At 61.6% G+C, this 16,786-nt stretch carries 13 protein-coding genes; 10 read left to right on the top strand and 3 right to left on the bottom strand.

The features are described from left to right. A partial coding sequence (locus GSQ82_RS09065) for a S8 family serine peptidase (RefSeq protein ID WP_158791945.1) occupies positions 1-1,194 on the top strand: 1,194 nt, incomplete at its 5' end. 20 nt (positions 1,195-1,214) lie between these two features. On the opposite strand, the gene GSQ82_RS09060 is transcribed toward GSQ82_RS09065, so the two are convergent. Continuing rightward, the gene (locus GSQ82_RS09060; protein WP_158791944.1) at positions 1,215-1,583 is read right to left on the bottom strand and encodes a hypothetical protein; all 369 of its coding nucleotides are present in this window, start codon (positions 1,581-1,583) and stop codon (positions 1,215-1,217) included. 110 nt (positions 1,584-1,693) lie between these two features. Here GSQ82_RS09060 and GSQ82_RS09055 point away from each other — a divergent pair, with 110 nt between their 5' ends. The 4 genes from GSQ82_RS09055 (at position 1,694) to GSQ82_RS09040 (ending at position 5,233) form a co-directional block, all read left to right on the top strand. Further along, on the top strand, positions 1,694-2,623 hold the full coding sequence (locus tag GSQ82_RS09055) for a mechanosensitive ion channel family protein (protein ID WP_158791943.1): 930 nt from the start codon (positions 1,694-1,696) through the stop codon (positions 2,621-2,623). Positions 2,624-2,716: 93 nt separating this feature from the next. Continuing rightward, positions 2,717-3,097, top strand: a complete 381-nt coding sequence (locus GSQ82_RS09050; protein WP_158791942.1) for a BlaI/MecI/CopY family transcriptional regulator — start codon at positions 2,717-2,719, stop codon at positions 3,095-3,097. After that, entirely contained in the window at positions 3,094-4,446 is a 1,353-nt protein-coding gene (locus GSQ82_RS09045; RefSeq protein ID WP_158791941.1) for a M56 family metallopeptidase, read from the top strand. The genes GSQ82_RS09050 and GSQ82_RS09045 overlap by 4 nt, the downstream gene beginning before the upstream one ends. A 184-nt stretch (positions 4,447-4,630) precedes the next feature. Continuing rightward, a complete protein-coding gene (locus tag GSQ82_RS09040) occupies positions 4,631-5,233 on the top strand; it encodes a PEP-CTERM sorting domain-containing protein (RefSeq protein ID WP_158791940.1) in 603 nt (200 codons plus the stop codon). A gap of 116 nt (positions 5,234-5,349) precedes the next feature. Here GSQ82_RS09040 and GSQ82_RS09035 read toward each other — a convergent pair whose 3' ends face one another. Together GSQ82_RS09035 and GSQ82_RS09030 are read right to left on the bottom strand one after the other, a co-directional pair. Beyond that, entirely contained in the window at positions 5,350-7,536 is a 2,187-nt protein-coding gene (locus GSQ82_RS09035) for a thioredoxin domain-containing protein (RefSeq protein WP_254061528.1), read from the bottom strand. Between the two features lie 135 nt (positions 7,537-7,671). Beyond that, a complete protein-coding gene (locus GSQ82_RS09030) occupies positions 7,672-9,849 on the bottom strand; it encodes a TolC family protein (RefSeq protein WP_254061527.1) in 2,178 nt (725 codons plus the stop codon). A gap of 696 nt (positions 9,850-10,545) precedes the next feature. Here GSQ82_RS09030 and truA point away from each other — a divergent pair. The 5 genes from truA to GSQ82_RS09005 all read left to right on the top strand — a co-directional run bounded on the left by truA (position 10,546) and on the right by GSQ82_RS09005 (position 16,701). After that, entirely contained in the window at positions 10,546-11,367 is an 822-nt protein-coding gene (truA, locus tag GSQ82_RS09025; protein ID WP_158791939.1) for a tRNA pseudouridine(38-40) synthase TruA, read from the top strand. A 74-nt stretch (positions 11,368-11,441) separates the two neighbouring features. Continuing rightward, entirely contained in the window at positions 11,442-12,701 is a 1,260-nt protein-coding gene (locus GSQ82_RS09020; protein ID WP_158791938.1) for a M20/M25/M40 family metallo-hydrolase, read from the top strand. Between the two features lie 650 nt (positions 12,702-13,351). Then, positions 13,352-13,753, top strand: coding sequence for a PEP-CTERM sorting domain-containing protein (locus tag GSQ82_RS09015; RefSeq protein ID WP_254061526.1), 402 nt, complete (start codon positions 13,352-13,354; stop codon positions 13,751-13,753). Positions 13,754-13,974: 221 nt separating this feature from the next. Beyond that, positions 13,975-15,774, top strand: a complete 1,800-nt coding sequence (locus tag GSQ82_RS09010; RefSeq protein WP_254061525.1) for an amidohydrolase — start codon at positions 13,975-13,977, stop codon at positions 15,772-15,774. Next, positions 15,775-16,701 (top strand): DMT family transporter, encoded by a 927-nt coding sequence (locus GSQ82_RS09005; protein ID WP_158791936.1) that lies wholly within the window; start codon positions 15,775-15,777, stop codon positions 16,699-16,701. Positions 16,702-16,786 lie beyond the last annotated feature (85 nt).

The raw sequence follows: 16,786 nt of genomic DNA, 5'->3' as shown, positions 1-16,786 counted from the left end.
CCACCCCCCCCGCTGACGATCCCGCCTCCGTCACCACCCCCGCCACCCTACGACACCTTCTACACCACCCCGCAGGAGTGGGCCGTCCAGCAGGTCGGCGGATACGGCAACAACACCCCCGGCGGCCCCTCCATCGGCCCCTGGAACACCACCATGGGCAAAGGAGTCCGCATCGCCATCCTCGACAGCGGCGTAGACCAGGCTCATCCCGACATCGCTCCCAACCTCGTCCTGAACCTCAGCGAAGTCGACGAGACCGCCTACCCCAGCACCTGTGACGACGGCACCCCGCAAGATCAGGAGGGTCACGGCACCTGGACCGCCTCTCTCGCCGCCGGAGCCATCGGTCCCGGCACCGGACAGGTCATCGGCGTAGCCCCGGAAGCCACCATCCTCAACATCAAGGTCCTCCAGCGCATGCCCGCCACCATCTCCGGCGACACCAACCCCGCAGACCTCTGCGAATCCGGACAAGCCAGCGGCCTCCTCAGCTGGGTCATGCAGGGTATCGAAGACGCCATCACCAACCGGGCCGACATCGTCAGCCTCTCCGTGGGCGTCACCGCCGATCTCACCACCGGAGACGGCGCCGGCCTCCTCGCAACCTTCAACCAGATCACCTACGCCGCCGCCCAGGCCAACATCGTCCTCGTCGCCTCCGCCGGCAACGACGGCATCGACCTCTCCAACCCCCGCTACGTCGAACTCCCCGCCCAGTCCCGCGACGTCCTCGCCCTCATCGCCTCCACCACCCCCGCCTGCGCCCAGAACACCACCACCGGAGCCACCTGCACCCCCGGCCCCATCTCCCTCGCCTACTACAGCAACTTCGGAGCCCCCCTCAACGCCCTCGCCGCACCCGGCGGCAGCTATCCCGCAGGCGGCGACACCGCCGTCACCGGATGGATCCGCGGAGCCTGCAGCGCAGGCATCCCCAACACTATCGATGGCCTCCCCACCGACGCTACCCACAGCTTCGGCTGCTTCAACCTCGGCCACACCCAGTACGTTGAAGCCATGGGAACCAGCGCCTCCGCCCCCCTCGCCGCAGGCGTAGCCGCCCTCCTCCGCGCCGCCCATCCGGACTGGAGCGCCGCCACCGTCGTATCCTCCATGCGTAGCTCCGCCATCTCTACCGCAGGCCTGCCCGTACCCCTCATCAACGCCGCCGCAGCCCTCGCCCAGCCACAATAACGCTGTAAGTTCCTGAACCTCTAACCCTTCATCCGTTCCTTCACGCTATGCGCCAGCTTCTCGATCTCGTCGGCCTTTTTGATCACATCCACCGACATGATCCCCTTATCCGTCTTGTCCACCTGCGTCTTCAGATCCGTAGCCAACGCCAGCAGCTTATTCGTATCTGCCACCAGCTTCTGCTGGCGCTCGTTGTTCCGCGCCCGCGCCTGCTGCTCCTCAAGGTGTGGTGAATTCGGAATATCGCCCAGACCCGCACCATGGTCCGCGCCCCTCGGCACAGAGGGATTCTGCGCAATCGGCGTCTGCGTCATCTGCCCTCCCACCGCCCCGCCGCTACCCATCATCAGAAGAACCATCCCTGCCAACGCCACTTGAAGTACTCTCATAGTCGCACTCCTATGCCGCATCCTGCGGCTCAAGCATCCACTTGCATCCAACAAACATCTGACGCACTCTGTTCTACAGCATCCCTCTCCGAAAGCGAGACGCAGTCATCATGCTCCTTCTGCCCACGAGCCCGCAAGACGAACAAATCGTCCAGAGCATCAGCCGAGAGTGGCACACCGGCATCATCCAGTTCGTAGGCGAAAAACTCCCTCGAATCATCGCTGTCTTTGTCATCATCTTCGTGCTCCAGCGGATCGTCCTCTTCTTCGTCAAAAAGATGCACACCCGCGCCGACCGCCAGGTCGGCAACTTCCACCGCGCCGCCCAACTCCGCACCATGGCCTCCATCCTGCGAGCCACCTCCTACGGCGTCCTCGGATTCATCGCCCTCCTCCAACTCCTCAACATCTTCGACATCCCTTACCAGCCCATCCTCGCCTCCGCCGGCATCGTCGGCGTCGGCGTCGGCCTCGGCGCGCAGTCCATCTTCAAGGACATGCTCAACGGCATCTTCATCCTCGTCGAAGACCAGTACAACGTCGGTGAAGTCGTCATCCTCGCAGGCCTCAAAGGCACCGTCGAAGACCTCTCCCTCCGCCGTACCACCCTCCGCGACGGCGACGGAACCCTCTACGTCGTCCCCAACAGCCAGATCGCCACCGTCTCCAACCTCTCCCGCGACTACTCCCTCGCCACCCTCAACGTCTCGGTCGACGCCAGCGCCAACCCCGACAAAGTCATCGACCTCCTCCGCACCATCGCCACCGGCGTCCGCAACGATCCCGCCTTCAAAGACATCGCCATCGCCGACCCTAACATCCTCGGCGTCGACAAGATCGAAGGCCGCGCCGTCACCTACCCGGTCCAGATCCGCGTCCGCGCCAACCAGCGTGACGGCGTCCTCCGCGAACTCCGCCGCCGCATCATCCTCGCCTTCGAAAAAGACGGCATCCCCCTCGGCAACGATCCCGCCAACATGCTCATCCTCCGCGCTCCCAACCCCACCGCCCCACCCGCCCAGCAACCCCTCATCGGCTAAATCACGCAGCAATAAATCCTCCCAACTCCTAAGAATTTAGTTGACAACAAAACCCCTCGCGCCTAATGTCCTAATTGTTTAGGAGATAACACTATGGGAGAGCACGAAAAAGACACCCTCACCAAACTGGAGTTACAGATCATGCAGGTGATCTGGAAGCTCGGAGCGAGTAACGTGGGCGCCGTTCAGGAGGGGCTGGAGCAGCGCCTCGCCTACACCACGGTGCAGACGATGCTCAACATCCTGCAACGAAAAGGCAAGCTCAAGCGCAGACTCCGCGGCCGCTCCTACGAGTACAGCGCAATCGTCACCGAGGCAAAGGCATCGGGCCATGCCGTGCGCGATCTGGTCGACCGCATGTTTGGCGGATCGACCGAAGAACTGGTCATGAGCCTCATCAAAACCAAGCAGATCGACGCCAAACAAATCACCCGGCTCAGCAAGATGCTCGAGGAGAAAGAAGGCGACAAGTGAGCGATATCGAGACCAAAACTCTGGAATATCTTCTGAACTCGCTGTGGCAGGTACCGCTGATCTTTGCCGCCGCATGGATCGCAGCCCGCATTGCGCGTTCAAGCGGACCGCCGATGGAACATCGCATCTGGGTAACCGCATTAGTCCTGCAAACCGTCGTCCCTGCATGCAGCTTCCGACTGGAAAGCGTTTTGCACAAGCTCTGGGCTCTTCTCCTGAGAGGCCCGAGCGCCGCAGGCGGCTTGGTACATGTCGTCGAAGGCGCCGCCACGGTCTCCGGAGCCGTTGCACTGCGAATACCGCTGGAAGCACTCACCGCAGTAGCAGCGATATACGGATGCACTCTCCTCTACTTCGCCGTCCGTCTCGGATGGGGCCTCTATCGAACAAGTGTGCTCACCCATCAAGCGGAGTCCGTGACACTCACAGACGAAGCGATGCGCCATTGGCAGCGATGCGCAGCAATCTTCGGTTGCGAATCAGCTCGAATAGCGGCCTCCCCCGAGATGGATGGACCAGTCACAGTCGGAGGAAGACAGGGCGTAGTGCTGGTGCCGCCACGATTCCTGCAAAGCAGTGCAGAACTCGATCTCGACGCAGTGCTTGCACACGAGTTCGCGCACATGAAGCGTCATGACTTCCTCAAGAACCTCGTATACGGAGCACTCTCTCTGCCCGTGGCCTACCACCCATTTTTATGGATGACGAAGTCACGAATAGCAGAGACCCGCGAGATGATCTGTGACGACATGGCGGCCCAGGCCGTCGACGGAACAGAACCCTATGTGCGGTCGCTGATGCGGCTGGCGTCGCTGCTTGTAAAAGGAACGCCGGACAAAACCCTTCACGCCATCGGAATCTTCGATGCCAACATCTTCGAGAGGAGAGTTATGAACCTGACCCAGAAGCGTGTGGAGATCAAAGGCGTGCGCCGGTTTGCAATCGCCGCAACGTGTGCAGCAGTCGGAGTAGCAACCTGTGCCTCGGCGCTGGCGTTGCGCATGGATGTAGCGACCCCATCGACAACAGCCGCGCAGAACGAAAACGGCAAGCCAGTAAAGGTCGCACCCGCAGTCATGGCAGAACAGAGCGTCTACAAGAAGAATCCGGTATACCCGCCCACAGCCAAAGAGAACAAAGACATCCTCAACGGTCCCGTAGTTCTCCACGTCATCATCGGCAAGGACGGAGCCGTGAAGCAGATCCAGGTCAAGAAGAGCCTTCGTGCCGACTACGACCAGAGCGCGCTTGAAGCAGTCAAAGACTGGACCTACAAACCCTTCCTTCTAAGCGGCAACCCCGTCGAGGTGGAGACGACAGTAACGGTCAACTATTCCATGAACAACTAACAGACAAACAGATCGGAGGTGATTCGGAAGTTCCGTTTCACCTCCGTCACTTCTGCCATCTCTGGGCTTAGTCACCGCAGACCGCACTCTAAAGTAACGCGCACGAATATTAATCTAGATCGCTCCTGTCCCGGGCTTACAAATCAATACAGGAATAAACTCATCCCCATCATGGAGCATCACGTTGCGATCGATTTGCCTTGCCCTCGGTACTCTTCTCCTGCCTGCCCTTGCTGTCACGGCCCACGCTGACCCAATCACCTTCACCGAGACCCTCACCGGAAGCACGTTGTTCGGTCCCTCCGCCGGCGTCACCCAGCTCATCACCATCACAGGAACCGGCAACACCAACAACGTCGTATTTTCCGGCGCCGCTGACGAATTCACCCTGCTTCTCTCCTCCGCCACCGTCCAGTTGGGATCAGGTCCCACAGAGGCATTCACCAACCCCGTTGAAGTCTTCGAAGCGGACGGTTTCATCGCAGGCTTTGAGCAGTTGAGCCCCGTAAACGTCAACATCGCCGCTGTCGATGGCTTTGACGATCCATTCACCAACTACGCGCTCAACTCCTCCATCTCGGTAACCGACGGTACACAGGTCCCTGCCTCATCCACCGTCTTCAACACAACCGGCGGCAGCTTCAATTTCTTCACCTTCAGCGATACAGCGACCTTCAGCTCAACCGTCTCGCAAGCCCCTGTTCCTGAGCCATCCTCCTTCGCTCTGCTTGCCACCGGCGTTCTGGGAATGGCAGGCGCAGCAAAGCGCAAATTCTTTAACGTATAGTTCTGCTTTCAGTTCGTCTGGGTCGGAGTAATAGACTCCTACGGCTCAACAAATAGCCTCCGAGGCCAATCTGACTCGGAGGCTATTTCGTTCGCACATCGCAACAGCCCAAATCATCACAACGAACGATTCAAAGCATCGATCAGTTCATCCACGGTAGACACCGGCGGCAGACACCCTCCCGCGCTGCACACTACCGCAAAGCTTCCCTCACCCTGCAGTCCCGGCAGATGAGGCAGCGTCTCCGCCAGCGCCGGAGGCAACGCCCCCAGCTGATCCTTCCTTAGCCGGATCACGCTCTTGTTCACCGCATACCTGGCCAGCGCCACCGCCTCTAACCTTCTCGCCGCAGCATCGTCCCCAATCACGCAGATCTCGACATCCCGCAGCACCATCCGCTGCAACGCCAGCCCATAGCTCGCCGCATACAGCCCAAAGTGCTCCACCACGCCCGCGAACGTCTCCAGCGTCTCCAGAGCCTTCACCGCATAGTCTTCCCTTCCATTCAGAGCCTCCAGCCGCAGCAACAACGCCGCGCCCACTGGATTCCCCGCCGGCGTCGGCGAGTCCTGCAGAGGCTTGCGCCGTGTCACCAGCGCACCCAGCCGAACCTCACCCTTCACCGCAATCTCCGTATCGAAGAATCCGCATTCCGTCACATCGTAAAACCGCGCCAGCGCGCCCTCCATCAACGCCTCCGCCGCCGTGTAGTACCGCATCTCTCCCGTCAGCGCCCACGCATCCAGCGCCGCATGACCAAGAAACACATAGTCGTCCAGCACCCCGGCAACGCGCGCCCCACTACCGCCCGCCTCGCCATACGCGACCACATGCGCCAGCCCATCCGTCGCATCCCACGCCGTATTCAGCACCCGGTCCAGCGACTTCAGCGCAAACGCCCGCACCTCGGGCATATCCAACACCCTCCCCGCCTCCAGGTACGCCGAGATGCACATCCCGTTCCATCCCACATACACCGTCTTGTCCACATACGGTGTCGGCCGCTTCAACCGCGCCGCATACAGCTTGCTCTTCGCCGAAGCCAGCCTCTCCCTCGCCGTCTCCAGCGGTATCGCATTCGCCTTCGCCACACCCTCCAGCGTGCCCCGCACATGCAGCACATTCTTCGCCGGATTGTGATGCATATCCCCAATCTCGCCGATGTCGTAGTACGCGCTCGCCACCGCAAGCTCCTCCACCGTCAACACCGCCGCCGCCTCATCCCGCGTCCACGTAAAGTAGTCTCCATCGTCGTCCAGCGAGAGGTCCGCATCCTGCGACGCATAAAACCCTCCCAGCTTCCGGTCGCTCAGCCACTCATCCATCCACTGGATCATCTCCCGCGCCACCCGCGCCGCCTCCGGATCCACAAACGTCTGGTATGCATGAACGTAGTTCTTCAGCAGCTCGCTGTTGTCGTACGCCATCTTTTCAAAGTGCGGCACCACCCACTGCTCGTCCACCGAGTAGCGATGAAACCCTCCCGCCAGATGGTCGTAGATCCCACCCTTCGCCATCTTCTGCAGCGTCACCTGCGCCGCGACCCTCGCCTTCTCACTCACACTCTCGGTCCCATCCGCCGACATCCGCGAAGCCGCATCGAGCAACAAATCAATCGCGCCCGAGTGCGGAAACTTCGGCTGCGATCCAAACCCTCCCGACCGCGCATCGAACTGCTTCAACGCCGACCCGATCAGCTTCCCCACCAGCTCAGGCCCCGGATTCCCCGCCCGTCCCATGAACGACTCGTTATGCTCAATCGCCGCCATCACGCTGCCCGCAGACTCGTTCACCTCATCGCGTCTCTTCTGAAACGCCTCCGCCATCGTCAGCAGCACACGCTGAAAACCCGGCCTCCCATGCTGATCCCCCGGAGGAAAATATGTCCCGCCAAAGTAAGGCTTCCCATCCGGTGTAAGAAACGCCGTCAACGGCCAACCGCCCTGCCCACTGATCGCCGACACCGCCGCCTGATACCGCGTATCCACATCCGGCCGCTCATCCCGGTCCACCTTCACCGCGATAAAGTGATCGTTGATGATCCTCGCCGTATCCGCGCTCTCATACGACTCCCGATCCATCACATGGCACCAGTGACACCACACCGCGCCAATGTCCAGCAGGATCGGCTTGTCCTCCGCCTCTGCCAGCCGAAACGCCTCTTCGCCCCACTCATGCCACCGCACCGGTTGATGCATCGCCGACCGCAGATACGCCGAAGCAGCCTGCGCCAAAGAGTTCAAGTGTTCACTAACCTGATCGTTCCCCATAGCTATCCAGTCTAGTGCAAACGAGGCCTCCATCGCCTGTAGCTCCTACACTTAGCCTCAGGTAAGCGTGACGAACTAACTCGCCCGTCATCTCTCGGCTCTCCACCCATATAACGCAAAAAAAGACCCAGGCCAAAGCCCAGGTCCTTTTCTCATCTGACAAACAATCTACTGCGGAGCCGCACCCGGATTCGCACTGATCGGCTTCGGCGGAGCCGGAGCCTTCGGAGCCGTCAGCCCTGGAATCACTGGAGCCTGTCCCGTAACTCCGTGCGCCGCCCCTTCAATGCTGATCCCATAAAGATCCAGCGTATTCGCCAGAAGCTGCCGCAGCTGCGCCCTGTCTCGCGCATACGCCGCCGTATCCGAGATCAGCGTGTTATCCGCATTCGCAAGATTCCTTCCCTGCTGCAGCACATTCGCCGTCGTCGAAGCTCCCAGCTTGTACTTTTTTTGTTCCGCGTCCAGACTCTGCGCCGCAAAGTCACGCGCCGCCTGTGCCGCCTGTACCTGCGCCCGGTCGTTGGTCAACGCGTACTGCTGGTTGATCACCTGAATTCGAATCTGCGTATACAGTTGCTGCAACCGCATCTGCGACTGCCTGTACTCCATCTGCGACCGTGCCTGATCCGCCTGCGCCGTTCGGTTTCGCAGTGTCACCGTCATGTTGACGCCACCACCGCGGTCCGGCGAATTATTGTTGAGCGTGTTCTTCAGCACCGTCCCATATCCAATCGACGGAAATGTGCCCGGCGGGTAAGGTGCCGTTCCACTTGGACTATCGAAGTTGATGGCACTGGGATTCTGCGCGCCGCCCAGTCCGCTTCCGCCATAAAACCCGTACGCATCCACCGTCGGCAGCAGTCCGTTCTTGAACGCCTTGATCGTGATCTCGTTGTTCTTCATGTTCAACACCGCCTGCTCAATCTGCGGGTTGTTCGCATACGCCTGCTTCACCAGGTCTTCCTGGTTCGTATCTTCTTCCGGCAGCCTCTCCAGGCTCACCCGGTCCGTCGGAATCACCGGCGCGTTCGACAACTGCGGATCGTTCAGGTTCCGCGCAATCGCCTGCTTCATCAACAACTGTTGATACTCCAGGTTCGTCTTCGACGCGATCAACGCCTGCTTGTCGTTCGCCACCGAACTGTCCGAGTTCACCACATCCAGCGGAGCCAGCGTTCCAATCTCCAACTGTCTGCGGTTATCTGACGTCAACTGCGTCGACTGCCCCAGCGCGCGCTCCTTCGCCTGCTCATCTTCATACGCGCTCACCAGCGCCCAGTAGATATTCTCCACCTGGTTCACCGTGTAAAGCACCTGCTGCCGAAACGCCGAGTCCGTAATCCGCCGGTCGTTCTTCGCCTGCAGAATAAACCGCCCGTTTACACCCGTGCCAAACCCCTGCAACAGATGCTGCGTCGCCGTCGCACGAAAGCTCGTCGTCAACGCAGGGCTATAGTTGCTGAACCCGTTGTTCGTCGTTACGCGCGTATTGTTGAAGCCCACCGTCAACTGTGTTCCAGTCAAAAAGCCCTGGGCATAGTTGAAGTTGTACGTCCCCGTATCCGTCGTCAACTCGCTCTGACCGCCGCTGAACAGGGTGTTCAACTGCGGAGCCTGCTGCGCTTCATACTCCAACTGGCCCGTCAGCACCGGATCAAGATTCTCAGGCACCGGCCCGCCGCCATTGGTGCTCAGCACCAGTCCGCCCACACCCGTGCTGCTACCGCCCGCGCCGGCCGAGGTCGCACCCGGTCCACCGCCGCTCGTAATCGTCGTCGTCGTACCGCCCAGCGTATTGGTCACCAGACCCGTAGAAACGCCGCGCAGTGTCGATCCCGCCCGTGCCCGCAGAAGATCCGTATCCGCGATATCCAGGTTGATCCGTGCAATCGCAATATCGTAGTTATTCTCCAGCGCAAGCGTAATCGCGTCCGCCAGGCTCAGATAAATCTTCCCATCCTGCAACAGCGAATCCAGCTTCGGCGTATTCCCCAACTGAAGCAGAGGAACATTGATCGCCGTATAAGGTGCGATCGGATTCCACAGGTGACTCTTCGGCTTCGTGTAGTCGATCTGCGTATCGCGCAGAAACAGCGGCTCCGTCAGCTTCGGCGCCGGAGCCTGCGGCAGACCCTGCTGCCCCGTCGTATCGTTCTGCACCGGCTGTGCCGCCACCGGCGTCGTCGGACTCGTCTGATGTCCAGGCACCGTCGTATCGGTCTGCGGCACCTGTGTCCCCGAACCAGCCTGCTGCGCCAATTCCAATCCCAATGCCGGTTGCGTGCACACACTCAGCAGCATGAGTGCGATGCTCGCCGCCGCCTGCATATCTCTTAATCTCACGATGCGCTCTCCAACTCTTCCCTGGCAACGGCCGGATTAGCTCCAGCTCGCGCCCAGTTGATTCCCTGCCTCTGCCTGACCGCTTCCGGCCCTGCCCTCACTCGTCCGCGCAAACCGAGCCGAACTCAAAGCCTCACCTGAACCCGCATAACCTCGGCTAGGCCGTCCTTATCCATATATTTTTCAATGCTAAATAAGACGCACAGCACCTTCCAGACGACTCTTAAAGAATGCTACCGGCCCATACACCTCTGCCCTGCAGGAATCCTCCGGTCGAGCAGGTATACGCACCCAGCCGTCGCTTCGTTCCCAACATCCATCAAAAAATCTTCCCTGCCTGCAATGCCCTAAGTATAGCAACGCTCACCCCTTATCATCGAAGCTCAAAGACACTCCGCATCCACTATTGCTTCTGCTGCCTTCTCTTGTCGTCGCTGTCGCCGTGCTGTTGCCGTTGTCTGTTCTTTTGCTTGTCATCCCGCAGGGATTTGCGGTCGCATCTGTCTTTGCGGTTGTTCTTGCCGTTGCCCGTCCTTTTGTTTGTCATCCCACATGGACCTGCTTCTGCCTTTGCTGTTGCCTGCCCTTCCCTCCAAGAAGACACGCATCACAACCAAAGCCGCCCGCTGAATTGAGTAGACCCACACCCGGCACCGACCCATCCGCACCAAGCATGATACCGTCCGAATAAGAGCCATGCCGCACTGGAAGATCATCCTCAGCTACGACGGAACCCCCTACAACGGCTGGCAGATCCAGCCCCAACTCCCCACCATCCAGGGCACACTCGCACAAGCCATCCACCGCATCACCGGCGAAGACGTACTTCCCCAGGGCTCCGGACGCACCGACACCGGTGTCCACGCCCTCGCCCAGGTAGCCACCTTCTCCCTCACCATCCCCATCCCCGCCGCCAATCTCCACCGCGCCCTCAACCACGCTCTCCCTCCCAGCATCCGCGTCCTCTCCGTCTCCCCCGCACCTCCACACTTCCACGCCCGCCACAGCGCCCTCCGCAAAACCTACGAGTACCGCATCCTCCCCGGCGAACGCATCTGCTCCCCCATGCTCGCTCCCTACGTCTGGGCCTGCCCGCTTCCGCTCGACCTCGCCCTCCTCCAGCAAGCCGCCGCCCACGTCCTCGGCACTCACGACTTCACCTCCTTCGCCGCCGCTGACCCCGACCTCACAACCCGCACCCAAGCCGATCCACCCCCACCATCGGCAAACACCCGCACTCTCCACCACTCCGCCTGGCGCCAGCAAGACGACCTCTTCCTCTATGAAGTCACCGGCAACGGCTTCCTTCACCACATGGTCCGCAACCTCGTCGGCACCTTCGTCCAGATCGGAGCCGGCCGCATCTCCTCCCACGCCATCCCAACCATCCTCGCCGCCCGCAACCGCAGCGCCGCCGGACCCACCGCCCCACCCCAAGGCCTCTTCTTATTAGAGGTCGAATACAAAGATCCAGACCGACGGGAGGACCCCCACCCCCCTCCCCCGCAAGCAAGTTAAAAAGCCACGGAGTGGTCGCCCCGCGCGCAGCGTGCCCGTCCGGCACGACAAGCGCCCGTACAATCACCAAAGACATGCCCGCCACCGCCTCCGCCCAGCGCCGCATCACCCATCTCGCCGCTCTCACCGCCGTTCATCGCGCCTTCCACTGGCTGCACCTCCACCAGCCCCAGCTCCTCCAGTGGCAACTCGAGATGGTCCGCATCCCCGCCCCACCCTTCGCCGAATCCGCCCGCGCCAACTGGTTCCTCGAGCGCTTCCACCAGTTCGGCCTCACCAACATCCACCTCGACGACGCCGGCAACGCCCTCGCCGAACTCCCACCCGCCGAACTAGCTTCCAACCCAACCGAATCCCCCACCCCCGTCATCCTCCTCTCCGCCCACCTCGACACAGTCTTCCCCCCCAATACCCCCATCCACCCCACCGAAGAAAAAGACACCCCCCGCATCTACGCCCCCGGCATCTGCGACAACGCCGCCGGCCTCACCGCCCTCCTCGCCATCATCGCCGCCCTCCGCTACGCCAACATCACCCCACCCATCCCCATCCTCTTCGCCGCCAACGTAGGCGAAGAGGGCGAAGGCGACCTCCGCGGCATGCGTCACCTCTTCGAACGCGGCCCCTACCGCACCCGCATCGCCGCCGCCATCGCCCTCGAAGGCAGTGGAACCTCCGCCGTCGTCACCCGAGCCCTCGGCAGCCTCCGCTTCCGCGTCACCATCACCGGCCCCGGCGGCCACTCCTGGTCCGACGCCGGAGCACCCAACCCCATCCTCCTCCTCAGCCAGGCCATCGCCCACATCGCCGCCCTCGAACTCCCCACCAACCCCCAGACCACCATCAACGTCGGCCACATCTCCGGCGGCACCTCCATCAACTCCATCCCCGAGTCCGCCTCCGCCCTCCTCGACATCCGCTCCACCGACCCCCTCCAACTCATCTCCACCGCCACCGACGTCCACCAGATCTTCGACGCCGCCGTCCTCGCCGCCGCCCGGCAGCACACCACCAGCTCACCACCCAAACTCCACATCGAGACCATCGGCAACCGCCCCGCCGCCGCCCTCCCCGACGACTCACCCCTGCTCCACACCCTCCGCGCCGTCGACCGCCACCTCGCCCTCCGCACCGAACCCCGTCTCGGCTCAACCGACGCGAACATCCCCATCTCCCGCGGCCTTCCCGCCATCGCCATCGGCAGCGGCGGCATAGGCGGCGGCATCCACACCCTGCAGGAGTGGTACGACCCCACCGGACGCGAGACCGCCCTCCGCCGCATCCTCCTGACCCTCCTCGACATCACCGACCAGATCGCAAATCATCAAGGATAATGTCCTGCCGGACGGGCCGCCTGCTCGGCGGGAGGTCACTTCGTGACTTGTATACCCCTTCGGACAGCCCTCCCGTTGCTCGGGAACAATCATCTATGCCGACCAACGGAAGGCCCACCCGAAGGCTTAAAAAGGCGTGCAAACGCCCACCCCACGTGCAGTGGGCCCGTCCGGCAGGACAATATCGTGTCAACCCCACAATCCACCTAACCCAAACAAAACAAGCAGCCTACAGCGTGCGTACCAGTTACCCCCAATCCACTATCCTTTAAGTAGGGTCTAGATAAGACCACGCTCCAACCAGATCTTTCTCATCCAAACCGAAGTACCGCCACCCTATCCCCGATAGGGGAGTTCCTAAACGCCGATCCAACGAGTCTCGTGAATCCGCATCGGGAAAAGACTTTCCTAAGTTCTCCGTAGCGTTTGCACGCCTCATTCGCATAAGGTCAAGCAGTCCTTCCCTTCATATAACGATTTGAAACGAGGCCTCATATCTCTCTACGCCCTTGGCTGCTCTCTGCCGCTGCTCTCACTATCCTCGCAGCATCCGCCACGCAGACACCTTCACCTATACCTACACAGGTTCGGCCTTCATAACGGTAACCGGCCCATACACCAAAAGTGACTCGATTACAGGGTCGTTTACGGTGGATAATCTACTCGGGCCGAACCAAGAGCATCTACTTTTTACTCCGGTTTCCTGGAGTTTCAGTGATGGCGTTCTTTCAGGCAATAATCTCGACTCCTCCAGTGAATTTTTGCTCTTCAATACAGACGCGAGCGGCAATATCATCGGCTGGGACATCATCATTAAACCGACGGGCGGCGATGCGTCGTTCCAAACCCTCTTTTTTGTCGAGGACCCCGAAGATACACAAGATAGAGATCATGCGAGTGATGATAGCGGCGTTCTTGCCTCGGTTTCGAATAAACCCGGAACATGGACGGTGACCGACAATCCTTCCCCGGTTCCCGAGCCTTCCACCTTCGTATTGCTTGGCACCGGCATCCTTGGTGTCGTTGGTGCAATTAGGAAGCGCCTGGCGTAGATCGTGTGCACTCCCTCTAAGCCCCGGCCTCGGCCTGGGCTTCACTTTGATATAGGGAGGCAGACCAACTCACTCTCCAGACATCATCCCGGTCTACCGCCCAAGCCCATCACCTAAGTCCAAGCCTAACTCATCTGGATAGAAGACTTTGCGCAACATAGTGCAGGGGGAGGGGGGCCATACCAACCAAGTCGCCAGCCGGAATTGATACACTCCCTCTCGTGAAACCCCTCATCCTGAGCGCGATCCTCCTCGCCGCCGCCGCCACCCAAGCGCAGCCCCCCGCCGACGTAATCTATCTCCACGGCAACATCCTCACCGGCACCCACCTCCGCCCCAACGACCCCTCCCCCATGCCGGCAAAGGTCTCCGCACTCGCCATCACCAACGGAAAGATCATCGCCGCAGGCCCGGACGCCAGCATCCTCAAACTAAAAGGCCCAAAGACCAGAATCATCGACCTGCACAACGCCTTCGCCATGCCCGGCTTCAACGACGCCCACACCCACATCGCCGACGCCGGCCGCGAAAAGCTCTCCATCAACCTCGAAGGCGTCCACTCCCTCTCCGAGATGCAGAACCGCATCCGCAACTACGCCTCCACCGCCAGACACAGCGACTGGCTCCTCGGCGGCGGCTGGGACCACACCCTCTGGCCCGGCAACCAGCTTCCCACCCGCACCGACATCGACCAGGTCACCGGAGACCACCCAGCCATCCTCTCCCGCGTCGACGGCCACATGGCCCTCGCCAACTCCGCCGCCCTCGCCGCCGCCAACATCACCGCCGACACCCCCGATCCCCCCGGCGCAAAGATCGACCGCGACGCCTCCGGCAGCCCCACCGGCATCCTCCGCGAGACCGCCGCCAGCAACCTCGTCTTCAACAAAGTCCCGCCGCCCACACTCGAACAGCGCCGCCAGGCCCTCAACGTAGCCATCAACGACGCCCTCGCCCACGGCGTCACCTCCGTCCAGGACAACTCCGAGTGGGGGGACTTCCTCGCCCTCGAAGAGCTCGAACACACCGGCCAACTCCACCTCCGCATCGCCGAGTGGCTCGACTTCAACCAGCCCGTAGCCGTCCTCCAGGAGCGCCGCGCCAGCCACCCAACCGACGATCCGCTCCTCCACCTCACCATGCTCAAGGGCTTCATGGACGGCTCCCTCGGCTCCCGCACCGCAGCCATGGACGAGCCCTACGCCGACGACCCCGCCAACTCCGGCCTCGCCCGTTACAACGAGGACAAGCTCGTCCAGCTCACCTCCGAACGCGCCGCCGCAGGCTTCCAGATCGGCTTCCACGCCATCGGCGACCGCGCCAACCACATCGCCCTCGACGCCCTCGGAGCCGCCCAGCAGGTCGCCAACCCCGCACCTCCGCCCACCGCCCCCAGCAGCCCCGACGCCAACATCGTCACCGCACCACCCCCATCCATCCCCACCCCCGCCAGCCTCCGCTTTCGCATCGAACACGCCCAGGTCCTGCTCCCTGCCGACTTCGACCGCTTCGCCAGCGAAGGCGTCATCGCCTCCATGCAGCCCAGCCATCTGCTCACCGACATGAAATGGGCCGCCGACCGTCTCGGTCTCCAACGCGTCCAGTACGCCTACGCCTGGAAGAGCTTCCTCGACCACAACGTCACCCTCGCCTTCGGCACCGACTACCCCGTCGAATCCATCAACCCCTTCCGTGGCCTCTACTCCGCCATCACTCGCCAAAACGAAGCCGGCACCCAGACCTTCCAGCCCCAGGAAAAGATCACGCTTAACCAAGCCATCTACGCCTACACCCAAGCCTCCGCCTTCGCCGAGTTCCGCGAACACCTGAAAGGCCGCCTCGAACCCGGCTACCTCGCCGATCTGGTCGTCCTAGACCGCGACATCACCACCGCAACACCCCAGCAACTTCTCCACACCAAAGTCCTCCGCACCATCGTCAATGGCGAGACCGTCTACTCCGAAGCAAAACCCTCAACACCCACAACCGGCAAACCACAGCAGTCAGGAGCGAAGGACTAGTTGCCCCGCCGCCTCAGCCCCACCACGCTCGCCCACCTCCTGCTGCTCGCGGTCGTCTTCGTCTGGGGTGCCACCTTCGTCCTCGTCAAAGACGCCCTCCAGGACATCTCTCCTCTTCTCTTCAATCTCCTTCGCATGTCGCTGGCCTTCATCGCCCTGGCCATCGTGAACCATCGCCAACTCCGCCACATCGATCGCCGAGCCCTCTTCTCCGGCCTTATCGTCGGCCTCTTCCTCGCCGCTGGCTACCAGTTCCAAACCTCCGGACTCGCCCGCACCACGCCCGCCAAATCCGCCTTCATCACTGGGTTAGTCGTCGTCTTCGTCCCTCTCTTTACCATCTTCCCAGCCCTCCGCTCACCCAACACGCCGGTTCCCCGCTGGAACACCGCCATCGGAGCACTCCTCGCCTTCTCCGGCCTGCTCCTGCTCACCACGCCCGTCGGAACAACCTGGAGCACGCTCTTCATCAGCATCGGTCCCGGCGATCTCCTCACCCTCGCCTGCGCCATAGCTTTCGCCGGTCATCTCCTCGCCCTTGCCCACACCTCGCACCGAGTTCCCACCGGCCAGCTCGCCACCCTCCAGATCGGCGCAGCGTCCCTCATAATGGCCCTCACCCTCCCACTCGATGGGCCGCCCCACATCACACTGACGCCCCGCCTCATCACCGCCCTCGCCATCACCAGCCTCCTAGCCACCGCTGCGGCCTTCACCATCCAGAGCTGGTCCCAGCGCTATCTCCCCCCCACCCATACCGCAATCCTCCTCACCCTGGAACCAGTCTTCGCCTGCCTCACGTCCTTCCTCATCCTGCACGAACATCTCGGCCGCCGCTCCCTCACCGGAGCCGCTCTCATCCTCGCAGGCATAGCCGTTATCGAGGTCCTCTCCTCCACCCCGCCGCTCCCCACCCACCCCGTCTGAGCCAATAAAGACTTTTGCCGTTATTTCGCGTCTAAACCCAGATATGGTTCACTCAAACCTCTGACGGAACGACTCGCCAATAGCA

The sequence above is a fragment of the Granulicella sp. L60 genome (assembly GCF_009765825.1).
In the GTDB taxonomy this organism is placed as follows: Bacteria; Acidobacteriota; Terriglobia; order Terriglobales; family Acidobacteriaceae; genus Edaphobacter.
This window is presented reverse-complemented; position numbering and strand designations above follow the sequence as displayed.